The 17,542-nt window shown below is 47.8% G+C and carries 14 protein-coding genes; 4 read left to right on the top strand and 10 right to left on the bottom strand.

The features are described 5' to 3' along the window. Positions 1–111: 111 nt before the first annotated feature. Positions 112–960: a TetR/AcrR family transcriptional regulator gene (locus ABDB98_RS03455; protein WP_045926647.1), complete on the top strand. Its 849-nt coding sequence runs from the start codon at positions 112–114 to the stop codon at positions 958–960. 63 nt (positions 961–1,023) lie between these two features. Here ABDB98_RS03455 and gatB read toward each other — a convergent pair whose 3' ends face one another. From gatB to gatC, 3 genes are read right to left on the bottom strand one after another with little or no spacing between them, the layout of a single operon-like run. Next, positions 1,024–2,454, bottom strand: a complete 1,431-nt coding sequence (gene gatB / locus ABDB98_RS03450; protein ID WP_016936997.1) for an Asp-tRNA(Asn)/Glu-tRNA(Gln) amidotransferase subunit GatB — start codon at positions 2,452–2,454, stop codon at positions 1,024–1,026. A gap of 13 nt (positions 2,455–2,467) precedes the next feature. After that, positions 2,468–3,925 carry an Asp-tRNA(Asn)/Glu-tRNA(Gln) amidotransferase subunit GatA gene (gatA, locus tag ABDB98_RS03445; RefSeq protein ID WP_016936998.1) on the bottom strand — a complete coding sequence of 486 codons (1,458 nt, stop codon included), beginning with the start codon at positions 3,923–3,925 and terminating at the stop codon, positions 2,468–2,470. A gap of 14 nt (positions 3,926–3,939) precedes the next feature. Continuing rightward, positions 3,940–4,230: an Asp-tRNA(Asn)/Glu-tRNA(Gln) amidotransferase subunit GatC gene (gene gatC / locus ABDB98_RS03440; protein WP_003155732.1), complete on the bottom strand. Its 291-nt coding sequence runs from the start codon at positions 4,228–4,230 to the stop codon at positions 3,940–3,942. 421 nt (positions 4,231–4,651) lie between these two features. On the opposite strand from gatC, the gene putP reads away from it, so the two are divergent. Next, positions 4,652–6,130 (top strand): sodium/proline symporter PutP, encoded by a 1,479-nt coding sequence (putP, locus tag ABDB98_RS03435; RefSeq protein WP_438421367.1) that lies wholly within the window; start codon positions 4,652–4,654, stop codon positions 6,128–6,130. Positions 6,131–6,250: 120 nt separating this feature from the next. Further along, positions 6,251–6,943 (top strand): MgtC/SapB family protein, encoded by a 693-nt coding sequence (locus ABDB98_RS03430; RefSeq protein WP_045926645.1) that lies wholly within the window; start codon positions 6,251–6,253, stop codon positions 6,941–6,943. A 37-nt stretch (positions 6,944–6,980) separates the two neighbouring features. Here ABDB98_RS03430 and ABDB98_RS03425 read toward each other — a convergent pair whose 3' ends face one another. The 5 genes from ABDB98_RS03425 to ABDB98_RS03405 all read right to left on the bottom strand — a co-directional run bounded on the left by ABDB98_RS03425 (position 6,981) and on the right by ABDB98_RS03405 (position 14,420). Continuing rightward, a complete protein-coding gene (locus tag ABDB98_RS03425; RefSeq protein ID WP_438421366.1) occupies positions 6,981–7,976 on the bottom strand; it encodes a phosphotransferase enzyme family protein in 996 nt (331 codons plus the stop codon). A 234-nt stretch (positions 7,977–8,210) separates the two neighbouring features. Beyond that, the gene (locus ABDB98_RS03420) at positions 8,211–9,407 is read right to left on the bottom strand and encodes a CamS family sex pheromone protein (RefSeq protein WP_016937002.1); all 1,197 of its coding nucleotides are present in this window, start codon (positions 9,405–9,407) and stop codon (positions 8,211–8,213) included. Positions 9,408–9,422: 15 nt separating this feature from the next. Next, a complete protein-coding gene (gene ligA, locus ABDB98_RS03415; protein ID WP_016937003.1) occupies positions 9,423–11,429 on the bottom strand; it encodes an NAD-dependent DNA ligase LigA in 2,007 nt (668 codons plus the stop codon). Positions 11,430–11,453: 24 nt separating this feature from the next. Further along, entirely contained in the window at positions 11,454–13,673 is a 2,220-nt protein-coding gene (pcrA, locus tag ABDB98_RS03410) for a DNA helicase PcrA (RefSeq protein WP_045926642.1), read from the bottom strand. Between the two features lie 57 nt (positions 13,674–13,730). After that, positions 13,731–14,420: a heptaprenylglyceryl phosphate synthase gene (locus ABDB98_RS03405; RefSeq protein WP_047476393.1), complete on the bottom strand. Its 690-nt coding sequence runs from the start codon at positions 14,418–14,420 to the stop codon at positions 13,731–13,733. 195 nt (positions 14,421–14,615) lie between these two features. Between ABDB98_RS03405 and ABDB98_RS03400 the strand changes: the two genes are divergently transcribed. Continuing rightward, a complete protein-coding gene (locus tag ABDB98_RS03400) occupies positions 14,616–16,190 on the top strand; it encodes an FMN-binding glutamate synthase family protein (protein WP_438421365.1) in 1,575 nt (524 codons plus the stop codon). A 33-nt stretch (positions 16,191–16,223) separates the two neighbouring features. On the opposite strand, the gene ABDB98_RS03395 is transcribed toward ABDB98_RS03400, so the two are convergent. After that, entirely contained in the window at positions 16,224–16,535 is a 312-nt protein-coding gene (locus ABDB98_RS03395) for a YerC/YecD family TrpR-related protein (RefSeq protein ID WP_003155745.1), read from the bottom strand. A gap of 2 nt (positions 16,536–16,537) precedes the next feature. Further along, entirely contained in the window at positions 16,538–17,533 is a 996-nt protein-coding gene (locus tag ABDB98_RS03390) for a DUF3048 domain-containing protein (RefSeq protein ID WP_438421364.1), read from the bottom strand. Positions 17,534–17,542: the final 9 nt, after the last annotated feature.

Here is a 17,542-nt window from a genome sequence, read left to right as displayed (position 1 = left end):
TTTATTGACTGACTGGTCATTCTATATAATACTAAACGGTATAACTCAACATCGTCAACTAATAAGGCAGTAAATTTTTCTAAATTTTTCAGGATTAAGGGGAAGCACGTCATGAACGAAAAAAAAGAGAAAATCATAAAAACAGGCATCCATTTATTTGCCAAAAAAGGGTTTTCTTCAACAACCATTCAGGAAATCGCCGGTGAATGCGGAATTTCAAAAGGAGCCTTCTATCTCCATTTCAAATCAAAAGAAGACCTTTTGCTGTCCGCATGTGAGTATTACATCGGCATGTCTATGGAAGAAATAAAGAAAATCAAAACAGAACATCAGCATAAACCGCCTAAGGACGTATTCCAAAAACAAATCGCATATCAATTCCAGGAATTTATGGAGCATAAGGACTTTATCATTCTCTTGCTGAGCGAAAAGGTCATCCCAGAAAATCAAAAGGTAAAACAATACTTTCATGAGGCGAATATTCAATTTAACATGCTGTACCGGGATGCTTTGCTTTCCGTTTACGGAGATGCCGTCATGCCGTTTTTAGCGGATGCATCCGTTATGGCCCAAGGAATTGTGAGCTCTTATATTCATTTCTTGATTTTCAATGAAAATACGGCATTCCGGACGGAAAACGTGGCCCCCTTTCTGATCGCCAGGATCGATGATCTGATTACCGGACTGATAAAAGACAATCCCGATCCGCTTTTGCCTGAGGATATTTTCACTCAGCCCGCGGCGGACAGAAAGAGACTGCTCGCGGATATTCAAATGGCAAAAGCTCAGCAGGGGCTGCCTGAGGACGTTCTCGTTTCGCTGGAAGTCATTGAAGAGGAAAGCGCAAAGGAAGAGCCGCGCAAACCGATTATTAAAGGAATGCTGTCTAATTTGGCAGGCAGCGGAAATAAACAGATTGAAACGCTGCGTGCTTCCATTGAAACCTATTTCAGCTTATAAAAAAAAGAGACCGGCGCATACCGGTCTCCGTGTCAGCAGCGCCCTTACAGGCGGCTGCTTTTTTTATCGTTTTTTGATTTCTTCAAGTAAGATTTTGTTGACCATCGGCGGGTTGGCCTGTCCTTTTGAGGCTTTCATAATCTGCCCGACAAGGAAGCCGATCGCGCGGTCTTTTCCGTTTTTGAAGTCTTCAATTGACTGCGGGTTGCTGTCAAGCGCATCTGTCACAAGCTTCAGAAGCACGCTTTCGTCAGAAATCTGCACGAGGCCTTTTTCTTTGACGATTTTTTCAGCGTCTCCGCCTTTTTCAATTAATTCTTTGAAGACTTTCTTCGCGATTTTAGACGAAATGGTCCCTTTTTCAATCAGCTTAATCATGCCGGCAAGGCCTTCAGGCGTCAGTGCGACATCCTCAAGCTCTTTTTGTTCGGCGTTCAGGTAAGCTGACACTTCACCCATCAGCCAGTTTGATGCCTGCTTGGCTTCTGCGCCTTTATTGACCGTTTCTTCGAAGAAATCAGCCATTTCTTTCGTGAGCGTCAGAACCATTGCGTCATAAGCCGGCAGGCCGAGCTCTTCGATATAACGTTTGCGGCGCTCATCCGGAAGCTCAGGAATGGTTGCTCTTACGCGTTCTTTCCATTCGTCATCAATGTAGAGCTCGACAAGGTCAGGCTCTGGGAAATAACGATAGTCATCCGAACCTTCTTTGATACGCATCAAAATGGTTTTTTTCGTCGCTTCATCGTAGCGGCGCGTCTCCTGCTGAATGACGCCGCCTGACAGAAGCACCTGCTCCTGGCGTTTTTCTTCATGCTCAAGGCCTTTTTGCACGAATGCGAAGGAGTTCAGGTTTTTCAGCTCCGTTTTTGTGCCGAATTTCTCCTGGCCGATCGGACGGAGAGAAATGTTGGCGTCACAGCGCAGTGAACCTTCTTCCATTTTACAGTCAGACACGCCTGTGTATTGGATAATTGATTTCAGCTTTTCGAGATATGCGTAAGCTTCCTCCGGTGTACGGATATCCGGCTCAGATACAATCTCGACAAGCGGCGTGCCCTGGCGGTTGAAGTCAACGAGGGAATAGCCGTCGCCCGTATGCGTCAGTTTTCCCGCATCTTCTTCAAGGTGAAGACGGGTAATGCCGATTTTTTTCGTTTTTCCGCCGACTTCGATTTCGATCCAGCCGTTTTCACCGATCGGCTTGTCAAATTGAGAAATTTGATATGCCTTCGGGTTGTCCGGGTAGAAATAGTTTTTCCGGTCAAACTTCGTATCCGTTGCGATTTCGCAGTTCAAAGCCATTGCAGCTTTCATCGCGAATTCGACCGCTTCTTTGTTTAAAACGGGCAGCACGCCGGGATACCCAAGGTCAATGACGCTCGTTTGGGTATTGGCTTCCGCTCCGAATGGCGTCGGTGAGCTTGAGAAAATTTTAGATTTTGTTTTTAATTCCACATGGACTTCAAGTCCGATTACCGTTTCAAAGTTCACTTCATTTCACCCCTTACAGTTCAGGTTTCGCTTTATGATGATCTGTTGCCTGCTCAAAAGCATGAGCGACACGGTATACAGTGCCTTCATCGAAATGTTTTCCGATGATTTGCAGTCCGAGCGGCAGTCCGTCCGCAAATCCGCACGGCACGCTGATTCCCGGCACACCCGCGAGATTGACAGGGATCGTTAAAATATCGTTGGCGTACATTGTGAGCGGATCGCTGGTTTTTTCGCCGATTTTGAAAGCCGGTGTCGGCGTTGTCGGTCCGACGATGACATCGTATTTCTCAAAGACGTCTTCAAAATCTTTTTTAATGAGCGTGCGCACTTTTTGCGCTTTTTTGTAATACGCGTCATAGTAGCCTGAGCTGAGCGCGAAGGTGCCGAGCATGATGCGGCGCTTCACTTCGTTGCCGAAGCCTTCTGAGCGTGTCTGTTTATAAAGGTCGATCAGGTTGTCCGCATTGTCTGAGCGGTATCCGTAGCGGATGCCGTCAAAGCGCGCAAGGTTCGCAGACGCTTCGGAAGATGACAGCAGATAATACGTCGCAAGCGCGTATTTGCTGTGCGGCAGAGATACTTCTTCCCATGTCGCTCCAAGGTCTTCAAGCACTTTTAAAGCGGCTAAAACCGATTCTTTCGCTTCTTTGCCGACGCCTTCCCCGAGGTATTCTTTCGGCACGGCGATTTTTAAGCCTTTAATGTCGCCAGTTAATGAAGAAAGAAAGTCCGGCACTTCGACATTGGCGCTCGTAGAGTCCATTTTGTCCGCGCCTGAAATCGCCTGAAGCAGGAATGCGTTATCTTCTACGTTTCTTGTGATCGGTCCGATCTGGTCTAATGAAGATGCAAAAGCGACCAAACCGTAACGTGACACGCGTCCGTATGTAGGTTTTAATCCGACGACGCCGCAGAAAGAAGCCGGCTGACGGATGGAGCCGCCCGTATCAGATCCGAGTGAAAACGGCACTTCGCCGGCCGCAACCGCAGCTGCGGAACCGCCGCTTGATCCGCCGGGAACCGTATCAAGATTCCAAGGGTTTTTCGTCGCTTTGTACGCGGAGTTTTCAGTAGAAGAACCCATCGCGAACTCGTCCATATTCAGCTTTCCAATCGTGACGGCTTCAGCGGCCTGAAGGCGCTCCACTACCGTCGCATCGTAAATCGGATCGAAGTTTTCGAGGATTTTGCTTGAGCATGTTGTGCGAAGCCCTTTTGTCACGATGTTGTCTTTGACGCCGATCGGCATTCCGAAAAGAAGACCGTGTTCAGACCGGCCGTCAACCGCTTCGTCAAGCTCTTTCGCATAAGCGCGGGCTCTTTCTTCGTCAAGCTGCAAAAACGCCTGCACCTTATCATCCACGGATGCGATCCGTTTGTAAGATTCGTCAACAAGATCGGAAATCTTGATGTCTTTATTATGTATCATTTGTTTCAGTTCTGTGATTTTGTGATCAAATAATGACATACTGTCTCCCTCCTTTAATCCAGAATAGATGGCACACGGACATAGCCGTCTTTATGATCGGGAGCATTCTTCATGACATCCTCGACCGGAAGGCCTTTACCCGCTTCATCTTCTCTCATTACGTTTTTCATTTTCAGCACGTGTGTTGTCGGTTCCACGTTATCCGTGTCCACTTCATTAAGCTCCTCGGCAAACGAGATAATGCTGTCAAGCTGTTCTGTGAACATTTCAGCTTCTTCATCTGTAATGGCGAGTCTCGCCAAATGAGCGACATGTTTTACTTCTTCTATAGAAATTCGTGACATAAGATCCACCTCCGCATAATTCTCCGTTTCGTCATATAATACTGATCATATCAAAAACGAGCCCTCTAAAGCAACAAAACGCCGCCTCCTGAGGCATGATGAAACCCTCTCTATTTTATCCTAAATCGGGGAGAAAGAGAAACGAATTATATGTCAGAAAATTTTTACTTTTATAATTTATTGGTAGCGTTTTCATCTTTAAGCTGTTCTATGTTGCCGGGGATTTTTTCCTTGAATGGGCCAGGTTTCGAGAGTTGATTGATCGGGGATACTTTGTTAGGTTTAGTAACCATAGCCTGCACAAAATCATGCATTCGGCATGTCATGATGACTAAAGGCTTGCCGCCGGCGCAAAAGTCCGGCACTACTAATCTGCAGAGGTGATGCAACATTTACTTAAAAGAAGAGAGGGTCCAGAAACGTGAGTATTGAATTAATTATATCTCTTGGCATTTACTTTGCTGCCATGCTGTTAATCGGCTGGTACGCATTCAGAAAGACAACGAATATTAATGATTACATGCTGGGCGGAAGAGGACTCGGCCCGTTCGTAACGGCGCTGTCCGCAGGTGCGGCGGACATGAGTGCATGGATGCTGATGGGAGTTCCCGGCGCAATGTTCGCAACGGGATTATCGACCTTATGGCTGGCGCTCGGTTTGACGATCGGCGCATATTCAAATTATCTGCTGCTTGCTCCGAGGCTGCGCGCCTATACGGAAGTTGCGGATGATGCGATTACAATTCCCGATTTCTTCGATAAACGGTTCCGCCATTCGTCATCATTGCTGAAAATTGTTTCCGCCGTGATTATTATGATCTTTTTCACACTGTACACATCGTCCGGAATGGTATCCGGAGGCAGGTTATTTGAATCGGCATTCGGCGCCGACTACAAATTCGGTTTGTTTTTAACGGCCGGTGTTGTTGTGCTTTACACGCTGTTTGGCGGTTTCCTTGCTGTCAGTCTGACTGACTTCGTACAGGGAGCGATCATGTTTGCGGCATTAGTGCTTGTGCCGATCGTTGCTTTTACCCAGCTCGGGAGCGTTTCAACGACGATTGATTCGATCAACGCCGTAAACCCGAAACTATTGGATATCTTTAAAGGCGCGAGCGTCATTAGCATTATTTCTTACTTGGCATGGGGACTCGGCTATTACGGCCAGCCTCATATCATCGTACGATTTATGGCGATTAAAGAAGTGAAGGATTTAAAACCCGCCCGCAGAATCGGGATGAGCTGGATGGTTATTTCAGTTATCGGTTCACTGCTGACCGGGATTATCGGGGTTGCGTATTCTCATCACTTCGGGGTCTCCGTAAAAGATCCGGAAACGATTTTCATTATTTTTTCTAAAATCTTGTTCCATCCGCTGATTACGGGCTTCCTGCTGTCCGCAATTTTAGCGGCGATTATGAGTTCTATCTCCTCACAGCTTCTCGTAACGGCAAGCGCCATTACAGAAGATTTATACCGCGCCTTTTTCAGACGGGAAGCGAGCGATAAAGAATTGGTCATGACCGGACGCTTGTCGGTATTAATCGTGGCCGTGATCGCCATCCTGCTTTCCATGAATCCGAACAGCACCATTCTTGATCTGGTCGGATATGCGTGGGCAGGCTTCGGTTCGGCCATCGGTCCGGCGCTCCTTCTCAGTCTGTACTGGAAACGGATGAATGAATGGGGAGCGCTTGCGGCGATGATTACCGGAGCTGCGGCCGTTCTAATCTGGATTACGACGGGGCTTGCCGCTTCAACCGGCATATACGAAATCATTCCGGGGTTCTTCCTCAGTCTGATTGCCGGTATTGCCGTCAGCCTGCTGACCAAAAAACCGGCCGATGCTTCTTATCAGCTGTTCAGCCGGATGGAAGCTCTTTTGAAAAAGAAGAAATAGACAAAAAGCCGTCAGATTTTATTCCTGACGGCTTTTTTCTTCCGCACTTGTCCTGCTATAAATACTGTGAGAAAATCATATCAATTTACTATAAGAAAAACTGCGGAGGTGCTGTGCAAATTGAGCTGGCCTATCGATCCGGACATTTTATTAAAACTGGGCATTGCCACGCTGATCGGGATGATCATCGGTCTTGAGCGCGAGCTGAAAAATAAACCGCTCGGACTGAAAACCTGTATCGTCATCGCCGTCAGCTCCTGTATGCTGACGATCGTCAGCATTAATGCGGCCTATCATTTTCCGAAATATTACCGTATCATGATGGACCCGCTCCGTCTTCCCGCCCAAATCATTTCCGGCGTCGGCTTTATCGGTGCGGGCGTGATTCTGCGTAAAAGCAATGACGTCATTTCCGGCCTGACGACATCGGCTATCATCTGGGGTGCAGCCGGACTGGGTCTGGCCACAGGCGCCGGCTTTTATAAGGAGGCGTTCGCAAGCCTCTTGTTTATCCTGATCAGCGTCGAGTTTCTTCCATGGCTGATCAGAAAAATCGGCCCCAACCGCTTGAAGGAGAAAGATATCCGCGTGAGAATGTCTCTTTCCGACAAAGACAAAATGACCGAGATTTTAAAGGAAATGAAAAGCAAACAGCTCCGCATTCACTCCGTCCGGATAGATGATCTGCATGAAAAAGAATTTCCGATTATGGAAGTGAAAATCAGCGTTCATAAAAACCGCTACACCACGGACGTGTATTATGATATTAAAGAAATTCAGGGTGTCGTCGGAGTGAAATGCGATACGTTATAAAAAAACGCCGGACTGATGTCAGCCGGCGTTTTTCTATTTATACGAATGCAGAAAAATGATATTCAGTAATCGGTGTTTCATTTTCAATATCGCGTCTGAAGCCTTTCAGCATCTCAAGCTCTTCATCTCCGAGTGAGTCGAGGTCAAACGCCTGATGCAATAATCCGTAAATCAGCATATGGCGCAGCCGGAGGAAATCCGGGATTTTTTCAAGCCATGCGGGATCAAGGTCATTTTCTTCCCTGTAGCCTTTCATAAAGTGTGTCATGAATTCACCCGTAAACGCGGCCTTGTCTTCATACGGGATGACCGGATACCACAACATGTTGTATAACAAAATACTGATATCATTCACAAACCAATTGTAGCCGATATCATCAAAATCAAAGGTAGTAATTTTTCCGTTGTCCCAGTTGAAATTGCCATGGTGCAAATCGGCGTGCACCAGGCCGTAGCTTTCCGGGTTCTTCGGCAATTTCCGCAGTTCTTCCATTAAAGCATCCGCCCGCTCAAATACGAGATGCTGATCTGCGGGCACGTATTTTCTCAGCTTCAGCTGCTCCTCTTCGTCCCATTCCTGTCTTTTATATTTCGGGTCGCTCAGACGGTAGCTTTTCGTCAGCCGATGCATGTGCCCCGTATACTTGCCAAGCTCATAAAACAGAGTTCCGTTCCAGTCTGATTCTTCTACTTTATGGCCCGGCGCTTTTTCATAGACTCTTAATAAAAACGCTCCGCCTTTTCCATCCGGCACTTCTTCGACATCTCTGCCATTTAATGAAGGAATCGGTTTTGCTGCTGAAAGCCCTCCCTTTGTGAGATGATGAAGCCATTCCATTTCTCCCAGAATATATTCCGGTGTTCTGCGGATCGTATGCGTAATTTTCAAGATATAAGGTTCGTTATCTTTCACAATTTCATATACGTAGTTCTCTGCGTCTGCGATAAATTGAAACTTGGTAAAGCCGTATATTTCACCGGCTTTAGCGAGCACCTTATCTTCCTCAAAAACCGCTTTAATATCTTTATGCATGCTGATTCACCCTCTTCATATCTTTTGGCAGTGACATGTGTACTCAGCATAAGTCATTCATCAACATCCCGCCCTTCTTTTTATTCCTAACAGATTAGTAACATCCGCCTATAAACAAAAAAGTTTTTCCTGTTAATCCCTATTTATACAAATATCATAACATACGTCACTTCTCTCACCAACGATATATACAAGAAAACCCTTGCTCACAAAGAAATGAACAAGGGCGCTTAATTAATCGTAAATATGGACGGTCGGTTCTTTGTCACCCGCATTGCGGACGATCAGCGCTTCCTGGCCGTCTGATGAGGTGATATTGATTTCAACATCGACTGAGCCTTTTGAATAATAATCCATAAGCTCACCCGTTAAGTATTGGGTAAAGGCGATGACTTCGCTTTTTCCGTAAAATTGCATCGGGATTTCTATTTTCATTTTTCTCATTTCATCATTTTCGTACATCGCCGTTCCGACTACTCCGGTGTAGTTCGGGAAGTAGCTGTCGATCGCGTTTTTGAAGCGTTTAAACACTTCGGAATCGTCAGGGTATTTCTTTGCCGTGTCTGTATCCGCCGGATAGAACACGTATTTTTCTTTGACATCATCCCAGTTTGAAATGGTGGATGAGCCGGCTTTGACTTCTGTTTTTGCAATGTAATTTCCCGGTACGATTGATGTTTTCGGCGCTTGTTTATAAAGGGCGACGGTAATCGGCACATTTTTCAGGTTATCCATTTTCCGGAGACGGTTAACGACTTCCTGGGCGATTTCTTCACCGTGGCTGCGGATCGTTTTGTCGCTGAGCTCTACTTCCTGCTGCGGATCACCGGTTTTTTCGCGGTAATAGTAAACAGAGTTGAGAGCGAGACCGATCATGACACCGCCAAGCTGGATGGAATTTTTATCTTTTCTTACTAAGTAATCCTGTTCAAGCATAGACGCTAAGTAAATCGGGCTGTTTTCGTTTTTCTCTTTTGCCGATCCCGAACTTGGCAGCACCGGGTTTAAGCCGAGATTCTGAAAATTGGCGTCTGCCTTTTTCGCCTTTTTCAGATCACTGCCTTCTTTTTTGCGGTCAAGCCAGCTGAGTACCGTATCCTCATCTAAATACTGGCCTTCCTGATACAAATAATCATCCGTCGGGAACGTGTCTTGGGCGAGCCGCATCAGCCCCGTCTCGAATTCGTCGATGTCCAGCCTCGTATTCAGCCGGTCCGCGGTCAGGCCGCGCGCTTTTCCGGCCTTAAACGGAAGCACCATCTTATAGTAGGAATCAGAGATATTATATTTCGGTATGATCGCTTTTTCAGAAGACTTTGCGGTTTTCTGCGTGATCTCTTCCTCTTTTTTTCCTCCGAAACTCGGCGAACAGGCTGACAGCATCAATACTGCCGCGGTCGCCGTCGCCGCCAATGCCAACATCTTTTTCAATAGAAAACACTCCTCTTATTTCTTTAGCTCTCCCAATAGCTGTGCTTCATTCCATACTTCAATGTTTAATTCCTGCGCTTTTTCCAACTTGCTTCCGGCCGCTTCTCCGGCGATCACCAAGTCTGTTTTTTTGCTGACAGATCCCGTCAGCTTTCCGCCGAGCGCTTCGATCTGCGCTTTGGCTTCATTTCTGGACAGCTCTTCAAGCTTTCCGGTTAACACGATGGTTTTTCCGGCAAAATAAGAGTCGCTGTCCTCCGCTTTTACTTTTTTCGGGCCTTTATAGAGTGTGTTCACACCGAGCTCTTCCAGTTCATTCAAAAGCTCAAGCATTTCTTCTTTTCGGAAGTAGGTGATGACGGCATCAGCCATCTTTTCACCGATTTCGTCTACTGCAAGCAGCTCTTCCTCTGTGGCTTGTTTCAGATTTTCCAGGCTTTCAAAATGCATGGCCAGTGTTTTGGCCGCTTTTGAGCCGATAAAACGGATGCCGAGACCGAACAGCAGCCGTTCCAGCGAATTCTCTTTCGACTTTTGGATGGAGCTGATCAGATTGTCAGTTGATTTTTCCCCCATCCGCTCAAGCCGGATGACCTGTTCTTTTGTCAGCTTATATAAATCAGCGACATTACGGACGAGATGTTCACGGAAAAGCTGTGTGATGACACGTTCTCCGAGGCCGTCAATATTCATCGCGTTGCGTGAGACAAAATGAATCAGGCCTTCTCTGATTTGCGCCGGGCATTCCGGGTTGATACAGCGCAGCGCGACCTCTCCTTCAATGCGGACAAGTTCGCTTCCGCACTCAGGGCAGCTGGTCGGCATATTGAATTCTTTTTCTTCTCCGGTCCGCTGTTCAACTAAGACATTGACGACCTCAGGGATGATATCGCCCGCTTTTTTGACGACCACTTTATCGAGAATGCGGATGTCCTTCTCTTTAATTAAATCTTCGTTATGAAGGGATGCTCTTGAGACCGTCGTCCCCGCGACTTTTACCGGTTCCAGGACGGCAGTCGGTGTAATGACGCCCGTTCTTCCGACATTCAGTTCGATATCGAGCAGTTTTGTCACGACTTCTTCTGCCGGGAATTTATAAGCAATCGCCCAGCGCGGGCTTTTTGCCGTATACCCGAGCTCTTCCTGCTGATCGAGCGAATCCACCTTGATGACGATTCCGTCAATTTCATACGGGAGATCGGCCCGCTTCGCCTGCAGCTCTTCGATCATTTCAATCACTTCATCTATCGTGGCGCATTTTTTCCGTTCCTGGTTTGTTTTAAAACCGAGCTCATCCAGAAAATCCAGGCCTTGACTCTGTGTTTCCACACCCATTTCGTCAAGCTCCGCTATACTGTAGACGAAGATGTCAAGATTTCGTTTCGCTGCTATTTTCGGATCGAGCTGTCGGAGTGAGCCCGCAGCCGCATTCCGGGGATTGGCAAACGGCTCTTCTTCATGTTTCAGCCGTTCTTCGTTGAGTGCTTCGAATGACTGTTTCGGCATATACGCCTCTCCGCGCACTTCTATGGAGAGGTTCCGTTTCATTTTCAGCGGAATGTTTCGGATCGTTTTTAAGTTTTCCGTAATATCTTCGCCCGTCGTTCCGTCTCCTCTTGTCGCGCCTCTGACGAAATAGCCGTCTTCATAACGGAGAGAAACAGCAAGACCGTCTATTTTCAGCTCTACATTGTAAGCGACGCCGTCGCCGACAGCCTGACGGACGCGGCGGTCAAAATCGCGAAGATCATCATCGTTAAATGCGTTGCCGAGACTGAGCATCGGCGTGCCGTGCTGCACCTTTTGAAACGACTCAAGCACCGCTCCTCCGACCCGCTGTGTGGGCGAATCAGGCGTTCTGAGCTCCGGGTGCTCTTCTTCTATGGCCATCAGCTCCTGCATCAGTCTGTCGTACTCGGAATCCGGCACGCTCGGTTCATCTAGGGTGTAGTATTCGTAACTGTACTGATCGATGGTGCGGCGCAATTCTTCTGCCCGGTGTTTCGCTGTTTCTTTGTCCATCATGTTCTTCCTTTCCTCTTCAGGTTACTGCTTTTCAATCGGGGCAAAGGCGGCCAGCAGACGTTTCACGCCGACTGGGCTCGGGAATGCGATATCAAGCTCCGTGCTTTCGCCTTCTCCTTTTACGCTGACAACCGTTCCGGTGCCCCATTTTTTATGGCCCGCTTTATCGCCGACCGCCCAGCTGAGCGAGTCGCCGCCTGTTTTGTTCGCGTAGGAAACAGGACGGGATACGGGCCCGCGTTTCGGCTGCATTTTTCTTCCCGGCTGCATGCGCGGGGTTTTCTTCTCATTTAGGTTCTCCAATAAATCGTCAGGTATTTCCCTGATAAAGCGTGATTCCGGATTCATATTGGTGCGCCCGAACAAGGTGCGCATTTTGGCATTCGTTAAGTACAGTTCTTCTTCCGCCCTCGTAATGCCTACATATGCGAGCCTGCGCTCTTCTTCCATCTCAGCTTCTTCCATCAGGGAGCGGCTGTGCGGGAATACGCCTTCCTCCATGCCCATTAAGAACACGACCGGAAATTCAAGCCCCTTAGCGGCGTGCAGCGTCATTAACGTGACGGCATCCTTTCCGCCCGATTCCTCTTCCTTCTGGTCGAGCTGGTCAATATCCGCAATCAGCGCCAGGTCGGTCAGAAACGCGACGAGAGACTTGTCTTCGCTTTTTTGTTCGAAGTTTTTCGTGACAGAAAGAAACTCGTCGATATTTTCAAGACGGCTCTGGGCCTCAATAGACTTTTCAGCCTTCAGCATTTCTCTGTATTCCGTTTTATCGAGAATTTCTTCCGTGAGTTCCGTAATGGACAGGTAATCCTGCATATTCGTCAGATTTTCAATCATCGCGCCAAAGCCGTCAAGCGCGTTTGCCGCTTTCGCGCTGACACCGATGAAATCAATCTGTTTGATCGCCTGGAACATTGACATGCCGTTCATCGCCGCGTATGAAGCGATTTTTTCAAGCGAAGTGGCGCCGACGCCCCGTTTCGGCACATTGACGATCCGCGTAAAACTGATGTCATCGTCCGGGTTTGACACAAGGCGCAGATATGCGAGAATGTCTTTAATTTCTTTTCTGTCGTAGAACTTGGTTCCGCCGACGATATTGTAGTTCAGACCGGCTTTTAAAAGGGTTTCCTCGATAACGCGCGACTGGGCGTTTGTCCGGTATAAAATCGCGATATCGGAAAGCTTCCGCCGGCCTGAGCTGTTCAGCTCATAAATTTTGCCCGCGACGAATTGGCCTTCGCCGAATTCATTGTCGCCGCTGTAATAAGCAAGCTTGACGCCTTCGTCATTCTCCGTCCACAGATTTTTCGGCTTGCGGTTTGAGTTGTTTTTGATCACTTCGTTGGCCGCCTGCAGAATCCGCTTTGTTGAGCGGTAGTTTTGTTCGAGCAGAATCACGTTTGCGCTCGGATAATCTTTTTCAAAGGAAAGGATATTCGCGATATCCGCCCCGCGCCATCTGTAAATGGACTGGTCGGAGTCACCGACGACGCAGATATTTTCAAGACGGGCCGCAAGCTGCTTAACGAGCAGGTATTGCGCTCTGTTCGTATCCTGATACTCGTCTACGTGAATGTACTGGAATTTGCGCTGATAAAACTCAAGCACTTCCGGCACACGCTCGAAAAGCTTGATCGTCGTCATGATTAAATCATCAAAATCGAGCGATTGGTTTTTCAGCAGTTTTTTCTGATAATCGGTATACACGTCACTCGTGACCTGATCGTAGTAGCCGCCGGCCGTTTTTGCGAATTCCTCAGGTTCGATCAGCTCGTTTTTTGCGCTGCTGATCGAGCCTAAAATGCTTCTCGGATCAAACTTTTTCGGGTCGATATTCCGCTCTTTCAGAATCCCTTTAATAACGGAAAGCTGATCAGCCGTATCAAGAATGGAGAAGTTTCGGTTGATGCCGATTCTGTCAATGTCCCTGCGCAGAATCCGCACGCACATGCTGTGGAAGGTGGATATCCAGATTTCATCCGCGCCGGGGCCGAGAATGCTCTCCACCCGCTCCTTCATTTCTCTGGCGGCTTTATTTGTAAATGTAATCGCCAGAATGTTCCACGGCGCCACGTGCTTTTCCGCCATTAAGTACGCGATTCTGTGCGTCAGCACCCGTGTTTTTCCGCTTCCCGCACCTGCCATCAGAAGCAGCGGACCGTCCGTAGTCTTAACCGCTTCCTGCTGAACGGGATTTAATCCGCTTAATAATTGATTGCTAATGTAATTCATATCCGTTCACCGCCTATCAAACATATGTTCTATCATAAATCAAATTCGTCCGCTTGGCTACTTTGTCTTTACAGCCGCCACCGTTTTGAGCGCCTGATCAAAATCTTCATATACGGCATTTCCCACAACGATGACATCGGCATGACGGCCGAACCGTTCCGCCGTTTCCGCGTCTTTAATGCCGCCGCCGTAAAACAGGACGGACTTGTCCAGCACAGCCTTCGTTTTCTCCACTGTTTCTATGTCCGCCAGCATCCCGCTGTATTCCAGATAAAAAATCGGGAGATGAAGCAAATTCTCCGCGACCCGCGCATAGGCGAGAATATCTTCTGTTTCTATATGTGTATCCGCCTCCGTCAAAGCGGCCGCCTTACAATCAGGGTTGACGATGCAATAGCCCTCGGTCACGATTTCCTCCATTGACATGAGCTCGCCGTATTCTTTCATCGCCTGGTGGTGCATGCCGACAATCCAGTCCGCATTTTTGCTGTTAAGCACACTCGGAATGAAATAAAGATCAAACCCGGGCACAATGGAATCAATCGTTGACACCTCAAGTACGCACGGCACTAAAAACCGCCGCACCTTTGACATCAGCCTCAGCACATTGTCCTCGGTGACATTGTCGCTTCCTCCGATCACAATGGCGTCAGTCCCTGATTCACAAAGCCGTTCCAGCTGTTCATCCGGTAAATCTTTATTCGGATCGAGTTTAAAAACGTGCTTCCACTCGTTAACATCGTACATGCGTTTTCGTTCCTCCATTCGTTTCTTGCCATTTAAACATTATAACAAATTCATTTGGCCCGGAAAAACGGAAAAAGACGTCATTCACCTGATTCACAAAAAAAGATTGCGCTCCGCCTGCAGGGATACGGCTATGTTTCAAAAAAGACAAAATGTGGAATGTCAAAGAGAAAAAAGGCAAGGAGTCTGATTTCAATGGAACAAGCCATTATCGTACTGATTTGTATATTAATTTTGATTATTTTAGTTCCCGCCGCATTGTTTCTTTGGATATACATAAGAGACGAAAAGCAGGAAGAGCATTCAGTGCTGCGCAATTATCCCGCAGCGGGAAAGCTGCGTTATATATTTGAAAAAATCGGACCTGAGCTGCGGCAGTATTTATTCAGCAATGATAATGAAGAACAGCCGTTTTCCCGGAGAGAATATGAACAGACAGTCATGTCGGGAAAGTATAAAAGCAGAATGATGGGCTTCGGATCAGAACGGGATTTCGATAAGCCGGGCTATTATATCCGTAACGCCCTCTTCCCGAAACAAAGGGAGGAACTGCGCACGGATCAGACGCCGAAGATCGAGACGATGGTATACAAAATTGACAAGGACAATCTGCTGAAGCGCAGCGAGCACCGTGAAAAAGCGAAAGCAGACCCTTATTACCTGCATCCGGACGATGTGCAAATAATCGGACGTGACACATGCAAAAAGCCGTTTTATGTAAAAGGATTAATTGGACAATCAGCGATGAGCTATGGCTCACTTGGCGACCGGGCAATTACCGCCCTGTCAAAAGGGCTGCACCAAGCCGGAGGCACATGGATGAATACAGGCGAAGGCGGCCTGTCAGAGTATCACCTGAAAGGCGGCGCGGATATTATCTGCCAAATCGGCCCGGGGCTGTTCGGCGTCCGCACCGAAGAAGGAGAATTTTCATGGGAAGAATTTAAGAAAAAAAGCCGTCTCAAGCAGATTAAAGCCTTTGAATTAAAGCTTGCCCAAGGGGCGAAAGCAAGAGGCGGGCATATTGACGGCTCAAAGGTGACCGAAGAAATTGCCGCCATCAGGAATGTGCAGCCCGGACAATCCATTGACAGTCCCAACCGCTTCAACGAATTTTCAAATGTTCCGGACATGCTTGATTTCATTGAGAAATTAAGGACTGTCGGTGAAAAACCGGTCGGCATCAAAATTGTTCCGGGCAGCCGCAAAGACCTTGAAGACCTTATTTCCTGCATGAGTTCATCAGGCAAACATCCCGACTTTATTACGATTGACGGCAGTGAAGGGGGAACCGGGGCTTCTTTCCATGAGCTGGCGGATTCCGTCGGCCTGCCGATTCTGACCGGCCTCCCCCTTGTTGACGGCCTTTTGAAGACATACGGTATAAGAGATAAGCTGAAAATTTTCGCATCCGGAAAGCTGCTCACTCCGGATAAGATTGCCGTCGCCCTCGCGCTAGGCGCGGATTTTGTCAATATTGCCCGGGGAATGATGTTTTCAGTCGGCTGTATCCGCGCTCAAGTATGCCACACCAATCATTGTCCTGTCGGTGTAGCGACAACCGATCCGAAGCTTCAGCGCGCGCTCAGTATCGAAGACAAACAGCACCGCGTCTGCAACTACGTGCTTTCCTTGCGTGAAGGGCTGTTTCACCTTGCCGCGGCGGCGGGCATCAGCTCGCCGATTCATTTCTCAGCTGAACACATCGTATACCGGGAGGAAGACGGAAGTCTGAGGGAACTTCCCAGCCTTATGGATCAGCACGCATAAAAAAACCGCCTGCCGTCACCGGCAGGTCGGTTTTTACGTTGCTGAGGAAGATTCCCCTTTGTTTACACGGTCAAGCGCCATTTCATAAGCGTCATTTCCGTAGTTTAAGCAGCGCTTCACTCGGGAAATCGTCGCTGTTGAAGCACCCGTTTCGCTTTCAATTTTGTGATACGTATTTCCTTCGCGGAGCATTCTTGCCACTTCCAAACGCTGCGCCAGCGATTGAATTTCATTAATCGTACAAAGATCGTCAAAGAAACGATAGCATTCCTCCAGATCTTTCAGCGATAAAATAGATAAAAATAACTGGTCCAGTTCTTTTCCGCGTAATTTATCGATTTGCATCGTCAAACACCTTCTCCTTTACTAATGGAAGCTGCATCGAGATCAGGAACGATATTAATCCATGTCTTTCCCGGCACAAACGGAAGAATCTCACCGCCTTTAACAGGCAGAATACGGCCGTCTTTGTATTCCCAGTCTGACTCAATAACATCGCCGTGCTGAATCAGGAGGCCTTTCCCTCCTGATTGAATATCGATGGCCCGCCTTCCATCTTTGTCTGTCATGCGATGGCCGGCTTCAACAATAAAAATGTTGCGCATGGCTAAAGGCTTTCCGGTCTCCCGGTCTGTCGCTTTCACACCATCAGAGCTTCTTGTATAAGTATCAGCTTTTTTATCATAATCGTATTCGACAAGATTTGTAACGTTTTGTGTTCCATAATCTATCCGAATATTGTAGGTTTCGTTTCCGGGTTTTGCTTCTGATGTCTGAAATGGAAGCGGTTTTGTTTTTCCGTTCAGCTTGTATCCTTTTTGTTCCGCCGCCTTTTTGATATTGTCATAAGACGTGTAGGAATTGTGGGGCGGCTTGCTGAAATCGGCCCGCCAAAACAGGCTTCCGTCAAAATCCAAACCGTTTATATAATCGTAAGCACCGGACTCCAGCTGCTTTTTAGCGCCGGGACTCCAGCCATGATGGATAAATATGCTGTTAAACCCGCTGCTGAGGGTGACAAAGTATTCCCTCGCGCTCCGCACAGGCCCGACCGTTTCCGGCATCTCACTCTGAAAAATCGCGAGAAACCGCGTAATCCTGCCTTCCGCAAGCGCTTCGATGACAATATCCGCCTTTGACAGCCCGGATTGGGGCCTCGCCTTCGGATGATTGTTCACTATCACTGCAATCGGACGGCGTTCTGCAAGTTTCCGGTCAGTTTTTAACCCCGTTAAAGGAGCTTCCGCCTCTTTCGGCTTCACCTGATCGGCATCATTCTGCCGGCAGGCGGCAAGCAGCAAAAACGCAAAACAAAGCATACAAACGGTTTTCCATCTTTTCATATGTCGGCT

The organism is Bacillus siamensis, from assembly GCF_051628075.1.
Taxonomy (GTDB): Bacteria; Bacillota; Bacilli; order Bacillales; family Bacillaceae; genus Bacillus; species Bacillus siamensis.
This window is presented reverse-complemented; position numbering and strand designations above follow the sequence as displayed.